The 16,039-nt window shown below is 64.5% G+C and carries 15 protein-coding genes and 1 tRNA gene; 8 read left to right on the top strand and 8 right to left on the bottom strand.

The features are described from left to right. Positions 1-43: 43 nt before the first annotated feature. Positions 44-1,201, top strand: a complete 1,158-nt coding sequence (locus tag B9Z03_RS15155) for a GNAT family N-acetyltransferase (protein WP_244561750.1) — start codon at positions 44-46, stop codon at positions 1,199-1,201. Positions 1,202-1,207: 6 nt separating this feature from the next. Here the strand turns inward: B9Z03_RS15155 and B9Z03_RS15150 are convergent, their stop codons facing one another. After that, on the bottom strand, positions 1,208-3,394 hold the full coding sequence (locus B9Z03_RS15150; protein ID WP_085464969.1) for a GumC family protein: 2,187 nt from the start codon (positions 3,392-3,394) through the stop codon (positions 1,208-1,210). 197 nt (positions 3,395-3,591) lie between these two features. Between B9Z03_RS15150 and B9Z03_RS15145 the strand changes: the two genes are divergently transcribed. From B9Z03_RS15145 to B9Z03_RS15130, 4 genes are all read left to right on the top strand, one after another. After that, the gene (locus B9Z03_RS15145; RefSeq protein ID WP_085464968.1) at positions 3,592-4,155 is read left to right on the top strand and encodes a polysaccharide biosynthesis/export family protein; all 564 of its coding nucleotides are present in this window, start codon (positions 3,592-3,594) and stop codon (positions 4,153-4,155) included. 17 nt (positions 4,156-4,172) lie between these two features. Continuing rightward, complete coding sequence (locus B9Z03_RS15140) at positions 4,173-5,303, top strand: glycosyltransferase family 4 protein (protein WP_085467679.1); 1,131 nt, start codon at positions 4,173-4,175, stop codon at positions 5,301-5,303. Between the two features lie 121 nt (positions 5,304-5,424). Next, positions 5,425-6,960 carry an undecaprenyl-phosphate glucose phosphotransferase gene (locus tag B9Z03_RS15135; RefSeq protein WP_085464967.1) on the top strand — a complete coding sequence of 512 codons (1,536 nt, stop codon included), beginning with the start codon at positions 5,425-5,427 and terminating at the stop codon, positions 6,958-6,960. Then, the gene (locus tag B9Z03_RS15130; RefSeq protein WP_085464966.1) at positions 6,960-8,195 is read left to right on the top strand and encodes an O-antigen ligase family protein; all 1,236 of its coding nucleotides are present in this window, start codon (positions 6,960-6,962) and stop codon (positions 8,193-8,195) included. Before B9Z03_RS15135 ends, B9Z03_RS15130 begins: the two co-directional genes overlap by 1 nt. Before the next feature lie 7 nt (positions 8,196-8,202). Here the strand turns inward: B9Z03_RS15130 and B9Z03_RS15125 are convergent, their stop codons facing one another. Further along, positions 8,203-9,957, bottom strand: coding sequence for a caspase family protein (locus tag B9Z03_RS15125; protein ID WP_176247530.1), 1,755 nt, complete (start codon positions 9,955-9,957; stop codon positions 8,203-8,205). Between the two features lie 157 nt (positions 9,958-10,114). On the opposite strand from B9Z03_RS15125, the gene B9Z03_RS15120 reads away from it, so the two are divergent. Beyond that, positions 10,115-10,191 (top strand) — tRNA-Pro (locus tag B9Z03_RS15120). 83 nt (positions 10,192-10,274) lie between these two features. Next, positions 10,275-10,949: a TerC family protein gene (locus B9Z03_RS15115; protein ID WP_085464964.1), complete on the top strand. Its 675-nt coding sequence runs from the start codon at positions 10,275-10,277 to the stop codon at positions 10,947-10,949. A gap of 43 nt (positions 10,950-10,992) precedes the next feature. On the opposite strand, the gene B9Z03_RS15110 is transcribed toward B9Z03_RS15115, so the two are convergent. The 6 genes from B9Z03_RS15110 to B9Z03_RS15085 all read right to left on the bottom strand — a co-directional run bounded on the left by B9Z03_RS15110 (position 10,993) and on the right by B9Z03_RS15085 (position 15,331). Further along, the gene (locus B9Z03_RS15110; protein WP_085464963.1) at positions 10,993-11,538 is read right to left on the bottom strand and encodes a MerR family transcriptional regulator; all 546 of its coding nucleotides are present in this window, start codon (positions 11,536-11,538) and stop codon (positions 10,993-10,995) included. 97 nt (positions 11,539-11,635) lie between these two features. Continuing rightward, a complete protein-coding gene (locus B9Z03_RS15105) occupies positions 11,636-11,959 on the bottom strand; it encodes an integration host factor subunit alpha (protein ID WP_085464962.1) in 324 nt (107 codons plus the stop codon). A 127-nt stretch (positions 11,960-12,086) separates the two neighbouring features. Further along, a complete protein-coding gene (locus B9Z03_RS15100) occupies positions 12,087-13,058 on the bottom strand; it encodes a beta-ketoacyl-ACP synthase III (protein WP_085464961.1) in 972 nt (323 codons plus the stop codon). Continuing rightward, on the bottom strand, positions 13,058-14,128 hold the full coding sequence (gene plsX, locus B9Z03_RS15095; RefSeq protein WP_085464960.1) for a phosphate acyltransferase PlsX: 1,071 nt from the start codon (positions 14,126-14,128) through the stop codon (positions 13,058-13,060). The genes B9Z03_RS15100 and plsX overlap by 1 nt, the downstream gene beginning before the upstream one ends. 109 nt (positions 14,129-14,237) lie before the next feature. Beyond that, positions 14,238-14,780 carry a YceD family protein gene (locus B9Z03_RS15090; RefSeq protein WP_085464959.1) on the bottom strand — a complete coding sequence of 181 codons (543 nt, stop codon included), beginning with the start codon at positions 14,778-14,780 and terminating at the stop codon, positions 14,238-14,240. Further along, the gene (locus B9Z03_RS15085) at positions 14,780-15,331 is read right to left on the bottom strand and encodes a ubiquinol-cytochrome C chaperone family protein (protein ID WP_085467678.1); all 552 of its coding nucleotides are present in this window, start codon (positions 15,329-15,331) and stop codon (positions 14,780-14,782) included. The genes B9Z03_RS15090 and B9Z03_RS15085 overlap by 1 nt, the downstream gene beginning before the upstream one ends. Positions 15,332-15,434: 103 nt before the next feature. Between B9Z03_RS15085 and B9Z03_RS15080 the strand changes: the two genes are divergently transcribed. Beyond that, positions 15,435-15,959 carry an outer membrane protein assembly factor BamE gene (locus tag B9Z03_RS15080; protein ID WP_085464958.1) on the top strand — a complete coding sequence of 175 codons (525 nt, stop codon included), beginning with the start codon at positions 15,435-15,437 and terminating at the stop codon, positions 15,957-15,959. The last annotated feature ends 80 nt before the right edge of the window (positions 15,960-16,039 follow it).

Below are 16,039 nucleotides of genomic sequence, written 5' to 3'. Positions count from 1 at the left end.
TTGAAGTATGGTTGACGCGTCGACGCAATTCTCGCGCATGCAAATGAAATTAGCCGGACGCAAAAAAAGCGAAGATCTGGACACCTCTGACAGGAAGACGACTGTCGCGCCCGCGGACTATTCCGCGCTGGTCGACGGCCGGGTTGTAGCCCCGGCGCAGACCACAAACTGGGTCACGGCGTGGACGGAGGTCTCGGGCGAGGACACGTTTATCGTCTCGGCCGGTCCCGACACAGGTCCGATCGTGACGCTGCCGCTGGAAGTGGTGCAGAAAGGTCCGTTCCGGATCGCCCGCTTCATGGGAGGCAGCCACGCCGCCGGCAATTTCCCCGCTTTCCACGAAGGGGCGGGCACCCTGACCCGTGCGCATCTGGCCGCAGCGGTGAAGGCAATTCGTCCCGATGTGGACCTCCTTTATCTCGAACGGACGTTGAAAGAGCTCGGCGGCCTGACGTCTCCGCTTGTCGCGCTGCCCAGCAGCGAAAGCCCCAATGTCGCGCTCGCCGTCTGTCTCGATGGCGGGTTCGAGGCGCTGCTCGACCGCGCGAGCGGCAAACGCAAGCGCAAGAAGCATCGCTCCCAGACACGCAAGTTCGAAGCGGCGGGCGGCTTCCGCCGCATCGAAGCAAGCACGCCCGAGGAGATCGACACGCTCCTGGAACGCTTCTTCGAGATGAAGGCCAAACGCTTCCGCAAGATGGGAATCGCCGACGTTTTCGCGCCACCGGGCGTGCAGGCCTTTTTCCGCAAGCTGTTCGCAGACGCACTGTCCATGTCGCCGCCGCCCTTCGTGCTGCACGGGCTTGAGGTCGGCGGGACGTTACGGGCTATAACCGGGTCGAGCCGTTCGGGCGATCGACTTGTCTGCGAATTCGGGGGAATTGCCGAGGACGAGTTGGCCGTCGTCAGTCCGGGAGAATTCCTGTTCTACCAGAACATCCGCGAAGCCTGCGAACAGGGCTTCGACATCTACGACTTCTCAGTCGGGGACGAGCCCTACAAAAGGCTCTGGTGCAACATCGAAACGCGCCACATCGACATTGCCGTTCCCGTGACCGCGAAGGGCCATATCCTCGCCGCCGGCTTGGCGGGTGTCACCAAGTTGAAGCGCACCATCAAGCAGAACCGGACGGCATGGACGCTGGTGAAGCGGCTGCGCCGGCAAACGGCCGCACAGGCAGAGCCCGCCGAAGACGAGTGAAATCCGTCAGGCCGCCGACCGGTTCGGCACGTTGGGCGTCGGGTTCTCGAACGCCTCGGGCTTTACGAGCTCTATGTCGCCATAGCCGCCGGACCTGAGGTCGGCCGCCGTCGCATCGACGGCGCTGTCGCCCAGCTCGAGCGCGCTGACGAAAACCTGCGTCCCCTCGCCCACCAGCCTGCGGATGCCGGCGGCGTCGGCGGGACCGCATTCGACCACGACGAGGTCATAGGCGGAGCCCAGCGAATTGAGGATGATCGGCAGCCTCTCGGCGGCGCGCATCGCGCGCGCCGGATTGGCCGTCCCGACCGGGATGACGTGGCAGTCGGAATAGATGTCCGCGTGGATGACATGCGAGAACTGCGATTCGGCGGTGAGAAGGTTCGTGATGCCCGGCACCGCCGTCGTTTCAAGCATCGGCATCGATGCGGCCCCGGACGACGTGAGGTCGACCAGCGCGACACGCAGCCCGGAGTCCGACACTTCGCGCGCCACCAGCACGGCACTGGCCGCCCCTTCGTCACCCTCCGGCGAGACGAAGATCGCACGCACGGCTCCGCTGGAGATCAGCCGCTCGGCCGCAGCCGACACGCTGAGGCGATTGTCGTTCGGCGCTATACGCACCCGCGCCGGAACCGGCTTCTCGGCAACCACAGGCGCGGGAATCACAGGCGGAGGCTCCGGCGGAGATGCGGGCTGGACGGCCGGCTCGGGCACCACGGCCGCCTCGGGCTCGATCGCAGTGGCTGCAGGCATGGACACATGCTCGACCGGCTCTATCCTGCCTTCAGCGGCTGGACGCATGGCGCGACCGGAAAAGAGTTCCCGCAGCAGGGTGATGATGGCCATCACAAGCAATGAGCCCACGAACGCCGCACCGACGATCGGCACGATCTTCGGGAAATAAGGGTCGAACGGCACGGTCGCGCGCGAGAAGATACGCGCATCCGCCGGCAGGTAGGAGCGATCGCCGCGCGACGCTGCCTCGCGGTAACGCGTGAGATAGGATTCGAGCAGTTCCCGCTGGGCCGCCGCCTCGCGTTCGAGCGCGCGCAGCTCGACCTCCTTGTCGCCGACCCGGGCGGACTCGGCCTTCACATTGTTCAGGTTCGCGACCAGCTTAGCCTCGCGCAGCTTGGCGGTCTCGGCCTCTGTTTCCAGGCCCCGCAGGATGTTGCGCGCCTCATTCTTGATCTGACCGTCGAGATCGGCAAGCTGCGAACGCAGGGACTTGATGCGCGGATGGTTGCCGAGAAGCGTCGTCGACAGGTCTGCGATGTCGGTGTTGAGCTGCACCTGGCGCTCGCGCAACCGCTGGATCAGCGGCGAGGAAATCACGTCCGGCATCGTGTCGAGCGAGCGGCCGCTGTTGATCGCATCGCGCAGACTCTGCGCATTCGCTTCCGCGGTGGCGCGCGCGGCGCGGATACGGGAGAGTTCGGTCGACATCTCCGACAACTGCTGCGTGGCGAGCGCCGAATTGTTCTGCCCGACCAAGAGGTCGGATTGAGCGCGAAATTCCGCGACCTTGGTTTCGGCCTGCTTCACCCTTTCGCGCAAGTCCGCGATCTCGGGTTCGAGCCAGTCGGTCGCAGACGCGTTCGACTTGAGCTTCGCCTCCTGCTGCATGGCGAGATAGGCGTCGGCGATCGCATTGGGCACGGCAGCGGCGAGCTTCGGGTCCTCGGAGGAGAAATCCACCACGATGACGCGCGAGCGCTCGACGCGGTAGACACGCAGCTTTTCGCGCATTGTCTTCAGCACGCGATCCTCGGCCGCGATGCCGCCCGGATCGCTCTTGAGGCCGACCAGTACCATCAGGCGGCCGACCAGGCCCATATTCGCCTGCTCGTCGAATTCCTTCAGCTTGCCGAGCTCCAGCTTGGCAGCGACCTGCTTCAGCAGATCCGAGGAGGCGATCACCTCGACCTGGCTGGTGACGCCCTCCTCGTCGAGGATGGGCCGGTCGCTCTCGCCGGCTGGCGTCGGGCGCGTGAAGACGGATTCGGTCGTCTCGATCAGGATACGCGTCTCAGCCCGATAGTGCGGCGTGGACAGCCAGGCGAGGAGGAAGGCCAGGCCGGTGACCGCGATCGTCACCGCCAGGATCAGCTTCCAGTCCCTGACTATGCTGGCAAAGAGGGTGCCGAGGTCGACATCGACATCGCTGCCCCTGACTGCACTGCCCGACATGGCGTCACTCCGAACCAAACATAGCGAAAAGTAAACGTCTATGGTTTCCGTCGGGTTAAGAAATCGTGCGGCGGGAACGAAGCGGGGTCGCCGCGGCAATACCTCCCCTTTACCGGCCATTAACCCTAACGGGAGGATAACGTCCCGGTATCGCGCCGGTTCGCCGGTCCGTCCATGCAAAGGGTTCGTGTCCGCAGATGAAACGCCCCGCTCCGCCTCTTCTTGCCTTGCTCGCCGTGGCGCTCGCCGCCGGCTGCAGCAGCTACAGGCCCGCGCCCGCCGCGTTCAGCAAATCACTCCAGGCGCCCTATGTGCTCGACTCGGGGGACAGGATCCGCGTCACGGTCTTCGAACAAGAAGGCCTCACCAACACCTACAGCGTCGACCAGGCCGGCTATATCGCTTTTCCGCTCGTCGGCGCAGTCCCCGCGCGCGGCCAGTCGGCGGCGCAGCTCGAGGGCTTGATCGCAGCAAAGCTGCGCAACGGCTACCTGCGCGATCCCGACGTGTCAGTCGAGATCGACCGCTACCGTCCGATCTTCGTCATGGGTGAGGTCGGGGCTTCCGGCCAGTATTCCTACGTGCCCGGCATGACGGTGCAGAAGGCGATCGCGGTGGCCGGCGGCTTCTCGCCGCGCGGCAACCAATCGACTGTCGACATCACCCGTACCGTCAACGGCAAGGTCATGACCGGTCGAGTGCATACATCGGACCCGCTGCTTCCGGGCGACACGATCTACGTCCGCGAACGCCTGTTCTGACGGCGGCCGTGGTCGAGGTGGGGAGAAATCTGCGCATCGTGCACTGCTTCCGATCGCCCGTCGGCGGTATCTTCCGCCACGTGCGCGACCTCGCGCAGGCACAGTCGGCTGAAGGCCATCTCGTCGGTATCATCTGCGATTCCTCGACCGGCGGCGACTACGAGGACCGACTGTTCGAGCAGATCGCCGACACGCTGGCACTGGGCGCGCACCGAACGCCGATGCAGCGCCATGTCGGACCGGGCGATGTGACCGCCGCCTACAGAACCTACAGTCTCATCAAGCAATTGCAGCCGGACATCCTGCACGGGCACGGCGCCAAGGGTGGCGTCTATTCCCGCCTGTTCGGCTCGCTTCTGCGGGTATCCAGGTCTCGCGTAGCCCGCCTCTATTCGCCGCATGGCGGCAGCCTCCATTACGACGCCAATACGATGACGGGGAAACTGATCTTCGCCGCCGAGCGCGTGATGGACCGCTTCACCGATCATCTGTTCTTCGTCTCCGGCTACGAAGAGCGCGTCTTCCGCGAGAAGATCGGCCCGCCCCGCGCGCCGTCGAGCCTCGTCTACAACGGGCTCGGCGAGGCCGAGTTCATTCCGGTCACGCCAGAGTCCGGCGCTGCCCACTTTCTCTACATCGGCATGATGCGCGACCTCAAAGGTCCGGACATCTTCATCGATGCGCTGGCACGATCGGAAAAGTCGACCGGACGTGAACTCACCGCGGTGATGGTGGGGGACGGCGACGATCTGCCGGCATACCGGGAGCAGGTGACGCGGCTCGGACTTGGTGGGCGCGTGACGTTCCGTCCACCGATGCCCGCCCGGCAGGCCTTCGCGCTCGCCCGGGCCATCGTCGTGCCGTCGCGGGCCGAAGCGATGCCCTACATCGTGCTGGAGGCGCTGGCGGCGGGGCTGCCGATGATCGCGACCTCGGTCGGCGGCATTCCGGAGATCTTTCCGGCCGGCTCCCCTGCCCTTGCCCGCCCGGATGCCAGCGAGATCGCCGCGCGGATGGAGAACCTCGTCGCCGATCCGCCCGCCTGGCAGGCCCTGATGCCGACCACGGATGCGCTCAAGGGCAAGTTCGGCGTCGACGTCATGGCCCGCGCCATTGAGCGCGAATATTTCCGCGTGCTGGAAAGCTGACGACGGACGAGGGCTTAGCCCGCGGCTCGCTTGCCGCGCCGCTCAAACACGAATGCACGATATAAACCTTTCTTAGCAGAGAGGTGGTATATACCGGCATTGTTTTCCGCGGCATGGCGTCATGAACGAGATCGATCCGACAAACCGTTTCTCGCTGAACGCGGTGCGCAGCCATGAGGGCGAAGGCGCGGCCTCGCCGTCGAAGCCCCTCAATTCACTCGCCGAACAGGTCGCCAGCCAGTACCGGCGCGATACGATGTCGCCGGTGATGGTCACCGGCACGCTGCGTCTCGTCGAGTTTGCGCTTCTGGTGCTCAGCGGGCTGGTGCTGCACGGCTGGCTTATCGGCTACAACACCCATCTGGTCTGGTACTATCCGGCAATCGCGGTTGCGGCCTCTCTCCTGACGGTGATCCTGCTCGAGTTCACCGACTGCTACCAGATCACATCGCTGCGTAGTCCGCTCTCGAATGCCGGCAAGATCCTGCTCGTCTGGTCGGGCACGTTCGCTGTGCTCGCTATCGCCGGCTTCCTGTTCAAAGTCTCCTCTGACTTTTCGCGCCTCTGGTTCGGCGCATGGTACGCCACGGGCCTGACGCTGATGTTCGGCCTGCGCTTCATCATGGCGATGCAGATTCGCCGCTGGGCCCGCAACGGACGCATGGAGCGGCGCGCGGTGATTGTCGGCGGCGGCAAGAACGCAGAAGCCCTCATCCGCTCGATCGAGGCGCAGCCCTATAACGACATCCGCATCTGCGGCATCTTCGATGATCGTGACGATTCGCGCTCGCCGCCTGTCGTGGCCGGATATCCGAAGCTCGGCAATGTCGCGGAGCTGATCGAATTCGCCCGCATCGCGCGCATCGACATGCTGATCGTCTCGCTGCCGATCACCGCCGAGACGCGCGTCCTGTCGCTGCTCAAGAAGCTGTGGGTGCTGCCGGTCGACATCCGCCTGTCGGCACATTCGAACCAGCTCCGCTTCCGCCCCCGCTCCTACTCCTACATCGGCGCCGTGCCGATGCTCGACATTTTCGACAGGCCGATCAACGACTGGGATTCGGTCGCCAAGCGCGCGTTCGATATTGTCTTCAGCCTGCTGGGCATCATCGTCCTGTCTCCGATCATGCTGGCAACCGCAATCGCCATCAAGCTCGACTCCAAGGGGCCGGTGCTTTTCAAGCAGAAGCGACACGGCTTCAATAACGAGGTGATCGAGGTCTACAAGTTCCGCTCGATGTATGCGGACCGGTCCGACCCGAGCGCGAAGCAGGCCGTCACCAAGGGAGATCCGCGCGTCACGCGCGTCGGCCGCGTCATCCGCAAGACTTCGATCGACGAGTTGCCGCAGTTCTTCAACGCGCTGTTCGGCTCGCTATCGCTGGTCGGCCCGCGTCCGCACGCGGTCGCGGCGCAGACCCACAACCTACTCTACAACGAGGTCGTCGACGGCTACTTCGCACGCCACCGCGTCAAACCCGGCGTCACCGGCTGGGCGCAGATCAATGGCTGGCGCGGTGAGATGGACACCGACGAGAAAATCAAGATGCGCACCGAATACGACCTCTACTACATCGAGAACTGGTCGCTCTGGTTCGATCTCAAGATCCTGTTCCTGACGCCGGTCCGGCTGCTCAACACGGAAAACGCCTACTGATGGACACGGTGGCCGGTCAGCTTCCGCGCGCGGCGGTCAACGACAAGGCGATCGCGATCATCGTGTCCTGCGCGGTCTCGCTCGGCGTCTTCCTCGCCGGCTTCGTCATCCGCGAGCCCGCTCCCTATGAACTCTATATGGCAGGGCTCATTGCGGTCTGGGCGCTGTTCGGCCTGCGCATCTCGAAGGCCATCACGCCGCTCCTCGTGCTTCTGATCGCATTCAACATCGGCGGCATGATCTCCATGACACAGATGGCGGACCTGCAGGACACGCCGCTCTACATCGCCGTATCGCTCTTTCTCGCCTTCACAGCGGTGTTCTTCGCGGCCGTCATCGAATCGCGCCCGGATCTGTATGCCCTGATGTTTCGCGCCTGGGTGGCCTCGGCCGTCATCACCGGGCTGGCGGGCATCCTCGGCTATTTCCATGCCGTGCCCGGCTTCGAGATGTTCACCAAATACGAGCGCGCGGCCGGCGTGTTCCAGGATCCGAACGTGTTCGGACCGTTCCTGGCGCTGCCGGGCATCTGGCTGCTCTACCGCATCCTGACAGGCGGGCCGTCGGAATGGCTGCGCTGCGTGCCGCCGCTGCTCGTCATCATCATCGCGATCTTCCTGTCCTTCTCGCGCGGCGCATGGGGGCTGTTCGGCGTCAGCGCGGTCCTCGTGACGGGCATCCTTTTCCTGCGCAGCCAGAGTGGCCTGTTCAGGTTGCGGCTGGCGATGATGACGGTCGCCGCCTTCGCGCTTCTCGTGGTGGCGATCCTGGTGGCGCTGCAGATTCCGTCGGTTGCCGAACTCTTCACCACCCGCGCCCAACTCGTGCAGGACTACGATGGCGCGCGTCTCGGCCGCTTTGCCCGATATGTGATCGGCTTCCAGCTCGCGACGGAACATCCGTTTGGCATCGGCCCACTCGTCTTCGGCCAGCTCTATGGCGAAGACACCCACAACATCTGGCTGAAGGCGCTGATGGACTATGGCTGGCTCGGCTTCGCCTCCTGGCTGACCATGATCGTCTGGACGCTCGCGGCCGGCTTCCGCATCCTGTTTCGCGAGCGGCCGTGGCAGCCTTTTCTGCTGTGCGCCTGGGTGACGCTTATCGGCCACGTCGCGCTGGGCTCGGTGATCGACACCGACCACTGGCGTCACTTCTACATCCTGATCGGCATGGTCTGGGGCGCGATCGCGCTGGAACAGCGTTACGGCGCAAGCGCGAACGCTCCTGCCTGAGCGCGGCCTATCGCGTGCCGCCGTCGTCCTGGACCGCCTTCGGCAGCGGCAGCCAATGCGCCGTCAGATCGCCCGTCGCGTCTGCCTTGGCGGAACGGAGCAGTGCGAGGCCCGGGCTGCTTGCCTCGATCGCAGGGTAGAACTGCGGGTTCTGCCGCCCGGCCGACATGTGAAACACGTTCTGGTCGCCATAGGCGAAGAGTTCACGCTGTGTGATATAACCGTCGCCGTTCAGGTCGGCACTGCCGGTCATTCCGCGCGCGAAAACATAGCTGGCCAGCCCCTGCTGTTCTCCTTCGAAGTCCTGTTCCATCGCGAACTCGTCTTCCTGCGAAGCACCGAAGAAGGTCACGTTGGCGAATTCGCGGTCGAGTATGCCGCCGGCATGGCAGCCGTCGATCAGCACGATGACGTTGACGTTCTTGCGCGCAGCGGCGGCCATCCACTCCGTAAAGATATCGTCGGTCAGCTTCCTGTCGGCGCTGAAGTCGGCGAGGTCGGAATATTTGTCGAGCGGCTGGGGTCCCGGAAGAATGAGGAAGTCACGCAGTCCATCCTTCTCGTTCAGCTTGTCGGGCGCCGGCTCCTGCGTCCCCTGCCCCGAATAAGTGAAGACGATCGTATCGCCGGGATCTGCATCTTCGAGCAAATCGTTCCAGACGTAGTCGATGAACTTGAGGCGGGCGTCGTGGTCGAGGAGTGTGACGACCTTCTCCGCTCCGACGGCGGCGAGAGCGTCCGACATATGCCTTGCATCATTGACCGCGCCGCGCAGGTTGTGCCGGCCGCCATAGTCGTCGATGCCGATCACCAGGCCGTAGAGCTTGGGACGCGGCGCCTTGAGATAGAACTGCCCGACCACCTGGTCGTAATAAGCCGGATCCTGGTCGTGCGGCACGGTCGCGGCGAGCGCATGCACCTCGACCTGCGTGCGCTTGGCGATCTCGACCGCCGGCATTCCCGGCGTCGAGAGGATCGGCTTGAACGTGCGCGTGAAGACCGAATTCGGATCGGTGTCGTCGGGCCCGAGCCGGTCCAGCGCCTTCTGGCCGATGCCGGCGGAATAAAGGACGAAGGCGCCCTTCTGAGGCGTCATCCGTGCCAGGCCGCCATAGGCGCGCACTGCTCGCGTATCGGCGTCGGGCGGGAAAGGATTGTCGCGACAGGCGTCGAGCACGACGAAGGCGATCTCGACGCCGCGCTCGTAGATCCGGTCGACCAGATCCTGCGCATCGACCGAATAGCGCTCGAGCCGCGATTCGCGGATGGCATCGAGCGCGGGCATGTCGGCCGGCAGCAGGAAGTTGCGTTGCTCGTAGCTCACGCCGTGGCCGGCAAAGAAGAAGAAGGCGACATCTCCCCGCTTCAGGCTGTCGACGAACGCGTCCACCGCATCGTCGAAATCCCTGGCGGACACGTTCAGCTTCAGCGTGACGGAAAAGCCGAGTTCCTCCAGGGTCGACTTCAGGGAAACGGCGTCTCCCTCGGCCTTGTTAAGGTCGTTCAGCTCGTCATAGTCGTTGTTGCCGATCACCAGCGCGAGCCGCCGCTGTCCCCTCGAGACAGCCTCGCGCAGCGAGGGCATCGCCCGAAGGTCATCGACCACAGCGGCGATGTCGTCGGCGCGGCGGGCGAGGTCCGCCCTCACCTCCCCGTCGAGCGCGAGTCCCGCCTGTCCCGGTGCCGAAAACATGAAGGCGCAGAGGCCGCCTAGCCCCGCCAGCGCACTCGCCCAGAATCTCGACCGCCCGCGTGCGTCCACGCCGCCCAAACCTCTGATTGCTGACCTAAGGATAGTCCCGGCGTGCCGCGCTATCAACAAGGCGCGGACAATGGCCGGACGACGCAGGGCTTTCGTTCCCCGCCCCGATTTACCCCCTTGCCTCTTAACCCCGTGTTCTATAGGGCTTGCCGCGGTTCGGAGCGTAGCGCAGCCCGGTAGCGCACTTGACTGGGGGTCAAGGGGTCGTGGGTTCGAATCCCGCCGCTCCGACCATTGAAATACCGGCATGCGTGTCCCATTTCGGGTGCGTCTTCTTTGCCCTGCGCGGGCGTCTCTCGATATCGGCAAGGTCGTCCATGGAAATCTTCACCGCCGAAGGGTTCACCGCGCTTCTGCAAGTCCTTGCGATCGACCTGGTCCTGGCGGGCGACAATGCCATCGTCATCGGCCTCGCCGCGGCCGGCCTGCCGAAGGATCAGCGCGGCAAAGCGATCCTTATCGGTATCCTCGCGGCGACCGTGCTGCGCATCTGCTTCGCGCTCATCACCACCCAGTTGCTCGCGCTCGGACCGGGCTTGCTGGTGGCTGGCGGACTGCTGCTGCTCTGGGTCTGCTGGAAGATGTACCGCGAGATGACGGTCAGCCACGAGGAAGAGCAGGCCGCCGAGGAAGCGCTTCTCAATCAGGACACCAACGAGGACGGGACAATTGCCAAAGGCGCGCCGCGCAAGACCTTTGCGCAGGCCGCGTGGCAGATCGTCATCGCCGACGTGTCGATGTCGCTCGACAACGTCCTGGCGGTCGCAGGCGCGGCGCGCGAACATCCGACCGTCCTTATCATCGGCCTCGCTATGTCCATCGCGTTGATGGGCTTCGCGGCGTCCTTCATTGCGCAGCTTCTGCATCGCCACCGCTGGATCGCCTATGTCGGCCTGGTCATCATCCTCTACGTCGCGCTGAAGATGATGTACGACGGTGCGATCGGCATCTGGCCGGAATATTCGTTCACGGCGCTGATCGGCGGCGCATAAGCGCCGCCGAAGGCTTCTCCGCCCGTTCTTTTCAGTAAATCCGTCAGCGTACCTGGTCGAGCAGGCGCTTGCATTCGAGCAGGTCGAACAGCGCTTCCTGCAAGAGCGCGCGATTGTCCTTTGACAGGCGCGATTGACCAGGGGCCACCGGGCCGTCGTCGTCGGCCTTGCCCAGGCCGAAGAAACGCCGGCTGGGCTTCACCTTTGGCTCGCCTACCAGCATCTCGTCGTCCACGCCGCCGCGCGGGGCCGTGCTCGCCGCAGCCGCTTGCGCGGCCTCCTGCTTGCGCGCCGCGATCGCCGCGACCGCAGCCATATCGCCCGTGCCGACGGCGGCGATGAACTGGTTGCCGTTCTCCCGCAGCAGCTTCTGGACGCCCTTGATCGTGTAGCCCTGGTCGTAGAGCAGGTGGCGGATGCCCTTGATCAGGTCCACGTCCTGAGGCCGGTAATAGCGGCGGCCCCCGCCTCGCTTCATCGGCTTGATCTGGGTGAATCGCGTCTCCCAGAAGCGCAAGACGTGCTGGGGAAGGTCGAGGTCTTCTGCGACCTCGCTGATGGTGCGGAATGCGTCGGGGCTCTTGTCCATGCGGCTATGCCTCCCCCAATCGTGATTCGTCACACATTCCAGCGGTTTGCGTGGCGATATTCAAGGCGATGTGGAGACGCGGGCGAACCGCCCCCAGCTATTTTCCGCCTTTCGGCTTCGCCTGCTGGTGATTCCGGAGGATCTTGCTCTTCAGCACGTTCGACGCTTTGAAGGTCATGACCTTGCGCGGAAGGATCGGCACTTCCTCGCCGGTCTTCGGGTTGCGCCCGATTCTCTCATTCTTCGAGCGCACCTGGAAGGTCGCGAAAGAGGACAGCTTGACGGTCTCGCCACGCACGATCGCGTCGCAGATCTCGTCCAGCACCATCTCGACGAGCTGTGCGGATTCGGTTCGAGACAATCCCACCTTGCGGTAGACTGCCTCGGCGAGGTCGGCGCGCGTAAGTGTGTTTCCCCCCATGCGACCTTCCTGCAAACCAACAAATCCGACTAAACAGCGATAAAGCAACGTAAAAAATCGACCGGCCCTGGTCAAGAACCTACGGCATACGCCCCCCAGCGCCGCAAGCTCTGTTTGAAACCCGACCTTACCACCGTAGCAGAACGGCTCCCCACGTAAAGCCTCCACCCATCGCCTCGAGCAGGACGAGATCACCCTTCTTGATTCGGCCGTCGGCGACGGCGACAGAAAGCGCGAGGGGAACGGAGGCGGCCGACGTGTTGCCGTGATCGCTCACGGTCGCCACGACCTTGGACGGGGCAATACCCATCTTCTTCGCCGACGCATCGATGATGCGCAGATTGGCCTGGTGAGGGACAAACCAGTCAAGGTCGTCCGCCGTCGCGCCACCCGCGGCGAGCGCCGACGTCACCACGTCGGTGATCATGCCGACGGCGTGCTTGAAGACTTCCTTCCCTTCCATACGCAGATGGCCGACCGTGCCCGTGGTCGAGGGCCCGCCATCGACATAGAGCTTGTCCTTATGGGCGCCATCGGAGCGCAGCGCGGAGGAGAGGATGCCCGTGTCGGCGCCCGTTCCGTGCATCTCCACCGCTTCCAGCACGATCGCGCCGGCGCCGTCGCCGAACAGGACGCAGGTCGTCCGGTCAGACCAGTCGAGGATGCGCGAGAAGGTTTCCGCGCCAATGACCAGGACCCGCTTCGCCATGCCGCCGCGGATATGCAGATCAGCGACCGAGACGGCGTAGACGAAGCCGCTGCACACCGCCTGGAGATCGAAGGCGAAGCCGTGGTGCATGCCGAGCCGGTTCTGGATCTCCACCGCCGTTGCAGGAAAGGTATTGTTCGGCGTGGAGGTGGCAAGCACGATCAGGTCGATGTCGGCCGGTGTGAGACCTGCATTGGCGAGAGCGGCGCGCGCAGCCGCCTCGCCGAGCGAGGCCGTCGTCTCGTCGTCCGAAGCGATATGGCGCTGGCGGATGCCGGTGCGCTGCACGATCCACTCGTCGGACGTGTCGACCATCTGCGACAGTTCGGCGTTGGTGAGTACGCGCCGAGGCAGGGCGGACCCCACCCCCCTTACTTGCGAGCGGATCATCAGTCTTGCCCTTCCTCGGTGGGTTCGGCGGCCTTGCGGCGCGACAGTTCCGGCGCGCGGGCATGGAACTGGTCGAGGTCGGCGCGGATTTTCTCGATCAGCCCGTTGCGCGCCATGTCGTAGCCGAGCTCGACAGCAGCCGCGAATCCCTCGTCGTCGGTGCCGCCATGGCTCTTCACCACGATGCCGTTGAGGCCAAGAAAGACGCCGCCGTTGATCTTGCGCACGTCCATCTTCTCACGCAGCCTGTCGAACGCGCCCTTGGCGAAGAGATAGCCTATCCTGGCCATCAGCGTCCGGCTCATCGCCGCGCGCAGGTAGCCGGAGATCTGCTTGGCCGTGCCTTCCGCGGTCTTGAGCGCGATGTTGCCGGAGAATCCCTCGGTCACGACGACGTCGGTCGTGCCCTTGCCCAGGTCGTCGCCTTCCACAAAGCCACGGTAGTCCATCGAGGTGAGTTCGGCAGCGCGCAGCAGCGAGCCCGCTTCGCGAACGTCCTCTTGGCCCTTGATCTCCTCGACGCCGACATTGAGCAGGCCGACCGACGGCTTCGCGATGCCGAAGACGGCACGCGCCATCGCCGACCCCAGGATGGCGAAATCGATCAGCTGATGCGCGTCTGCGCCGATCGTGGCGCCGACATCCAGCACCACGCTTTCGCCGCGCGTCGTCGGCCAGATCGCGGCGATCGCGGGACGGTCGATCTGCGCCATCGTGCGCAGGCAGAACTTCGACATGGCCATCAGCGCGCCGGTGTTGCCGGCGGAGACGCAGACATCGGCGTCGCCGGCTTTCACGGCCTCGATCGCCTTCCACATCGAAGATTTCCAGCGGCCATGGCGTAGGGCCTGGCTCGGCTTGTCCTCCATTCGCACCGCCACTTCGCAATGGACGAACTGGCTGATCGCGCGCAGGCGCGGATGCTTTATGAAGTGCGGTGAGACCACATCCTCACGGCCGTAAATGAGGAAACGCACGTCGGGGCGGCGTTCCGCGACCCGCAGCAGGCCGGGCATGACGATTTCGGGCCCGTGGTCGCCCCCCATCGCATCAATCGAAATCCTGATCACGCGCGCCTAGTCTCTTTTTTGACGTTTCTATCCGCAGGATGCGGGACAGGCCAAGCCAGCGGCGAAAATAGCGGTTTTGCGTCGCCGCACAACCTCCATTTGGAGCCCGCTACCGCCTTTTCGAACTTTGCGAATTCGGGTCGCGAAGGGCCGCGAACGGCGAATCCTTGTCGCCCGCCGAGACGGCCCCAGGCAGCTCGGCCCCGGGCTTGCGCGGGTAGGGATCAATGCCGAGCGCGAAGAACTCCTCGGCCACCGCGCCGGCGTCGATCGTCACCCCGTCGAAGGTTTCGGGCGGGTCGGACGCGTCGGCCGAGAGCACGAGCTCTCCCTCGTCGATCGTGTCGCGCGCCAGCGGCGAACCCTCCGGCACGAAGACGATGTCGACCTGCTCGTCGATCTCCGCCTCGACCGGCTCGAGTGTGACCACGCATTCCTGGACGATCGAGGCGCGAACACGGCCGGTGACGCTTACGCCGCCACGCTTCCAGTCCTTCAGGAGAAGCTCGGCATGGAACGAGCCCACCGAAACCAGGTTTTGCGCGCGGGCAAGCTCGCCCAGCTCCTTTGCGTTCGGCTCGACAATAACCGGAAAGCCCTTCTGCGGCAGACGCCGCACGTCGATCGGATATGAAATCGGGCTCTTGTCCATCACTGCCCCTTCCCTTCTCCCGCTTGCGGGAACTGCACCTCGCCCGAAAGCAAAACGTCGAGCTGCTGGCCCGCGAGTTCATCCGACGCTTGCACGACATAGGCCGCGAGTTGCGCCGCCTGCGGCCAGTCTGCCGCGTCCGGTCGCACATTGCGTCGAAGCGCTGCCGTCAGCGCCCCCAGGTCGCCCGCGTCGAGCGCCTCGTCATAGCTCTTCGTGCGGCCGTAGAACATCCTCGCCAGCGTCTTCATCCGTTTCGGAATGCCCATGTCGCCGATGCCGAGCTCGCGCAGCGACTGGTCGACGTCAAGGAAAAAGGTGTCGGCGAGTTCCTGCCCCAGGGCATCGGCTGCCGCGCCCTCGCCCCGTATCCGGCGCAGGAACAGATAGATGTGCAATCCCACCATTTCGAAGCGGCCGAGCGGCGTGTCGGGGACGGCCCAATCCGAATAAGCGGCCGGCTGCCGCGCCGCCGCCACGATTCGGGCGTAGACGGCATCTGCTATGGCGCGGTTTCGCCGTCGCGCCGGGTTGAAGAATTGCTTGAACATACCGGAGGGCTCCAGCCGATTGCGCAGCTTCGGTTGCATCGGCCCGAAAGCTGGTTTACCGAGTCTCCCGCTTCGCGCAAGCCGCCGCGGGAGCCTGAGTGACATGGAGATGTCGTTGCGTGCATTGAAAATCAAGGCGGGAACTGCCCGGTTGGGCTCCGCGATGCTGGCCGTGGCCGCGGTGGCCGCGCTGTCAGGCTGCAATGCCGGTTCGGCTCTGTCGAGCAGCGAGACCCTGACCCAGGGCTATGTGATCGATCCGCAGGCGATCGACCTCGTACCGCCCGGATCGAGCCGCGAACAGGTGCTGCTCGCGCTCGGTTCGCCCTCGACGCGCGCGACCTTCGACAACGAGGTCTTCTACTATATCTCGCAGAAGCGCCATCGCTCGATGGCATGGCAGAATCCCCATATCGTGGACCAGCGCGTGCTCGCTGTCTATTTTGGCCCCGACGACCGCGTCGTGAACATCGCCAATTACGGCATGCAGGACGGCAAGGTGTTCGACTTCATCTCCCGCACCACCCCGACGGGCGGCAAGGACCAGAACTTCCTCGGCCAGATCCTGTCCGGCTTCGGCGGCAAGAAGGGGCAGGCACCGAACCTGTTCGGCAATCCCGGCGGCTGATCCCGTTCGCAGACGCGATCGCACGGCCGTCATCTCAATCACAGAATCAAGAACCCCGCGGAATTGCTCCCGCGGGGTTC

Origin of the sequence: Mesorhizobium australicum, from assembly GCF_900177325.1 — a bacterium.
Taxonomy (GTDB): Bacteria; Pseudomonadota; Alphaproteobacteria; order Rhizobiales; family Rhizobiaceae; genus Mesorhizobium_A; species Mesorhizobium_A australicum_A.
The sequence above is the reverse complement of the archived record's forward strand: the minus strand, read 5'-3'. Positions and strand labels throughout refer to the sequence as shown.

What these genes read in the sequence shown, in the direction of transcription:
- B9Z03_RS15110 (WP_085464963.1), bottom strand. Translation starts at nt 11,538, where the DNA reads ATGGACAAGAGCCCCGACGCATTCCGCACCATCAGCGAGGTCGCAGAA.
- B9Z03_RS15105 (WP_085464962.1), bottom strand. Translation starts at nt 11,959, where the DNA reads ATGGGGGGAAACACACTTACGCGCGCCGACCTCGCCGAGGCAGTCTAC.
- B9Z03_RS15100 (WP_085464961.1), bottom strand. Translation starts at nt 13,058, where the DNA reads ATGATCCGCTCGCAAGTAAGGGGGGTGGGGTCCGCCCTGCCTCGGCGC.
- B9Z03_RS15145 (WP_085464968.1), top strand. Translation starts at nt 3,592, where the DNA reads ATGAAACGCCCCGCTCCGCCTCTTCTTGCCTTGCTCGCCGTGGCGCTC.
- B9Z03_RS15080 (WP_085464958.1), top strand. Translation starts at nt 15,435, where the DNA reads ATGGAGATGTCGTTGCGTGCATTGAAAATCAAGGCGGGAACTGCCCGG.
- B9Z03_RS15135 (WP_085464967.1), top strand. Translation starts at nt 5,425, where the DNA reads ATGAACGAGATCGATCCGACAAACCGTTTCTCGCTGAACGCGGTGCGC.
- B9Z03_RS15155 (WP_244561750.1), top strand. Translation starts at nt 44, where the DNA reads ATGAAATTAGCCGGACGCAAAAAAAGCGAAGATCTGGACACCTCTGAC.
- B9Z03_RS15150 (WP_085464969.1), bottom strand. Translation starts at nt 3,394, where the DNA reads ATGTCGGGCAGTGCAGTCAGGGGCAGCGATGTCGATGTCGACCTCGGC.
- B9Z03_RS15115 (WP_085464964.1), top strand. Translation starts at nt 10,275, where the DNA reads ATGGAAATCTTCACCGCCGAAGGGTTCACCGCGCTTCTGCAAGTCCTT.
- B9Z03_RS15085 (WP_085467678.1), bottom strand. Translation starts at nt 15,331, where the DNA reads ATGTTCAAGCAATTCTTCAACCCGGCGCGACGGCGAAACCGCGCCATA.
- B9Z03_RS15090 (WP_085464959.1), bottom strand. Translation starts at nt 14,780, where the DNA reads ATGGACAAGAGCCCGATTTCATATCCGATCGACGTGCGGCGTCTGCCG.
- B9Z03_RS15130 (WP_085464966.1), top strand. Translation starts at nt 6,960, where the DNA reads ATGGACACGGTGGCCGGTCAGCTTCCGCGCGCGGCGGTCAACGACAAG.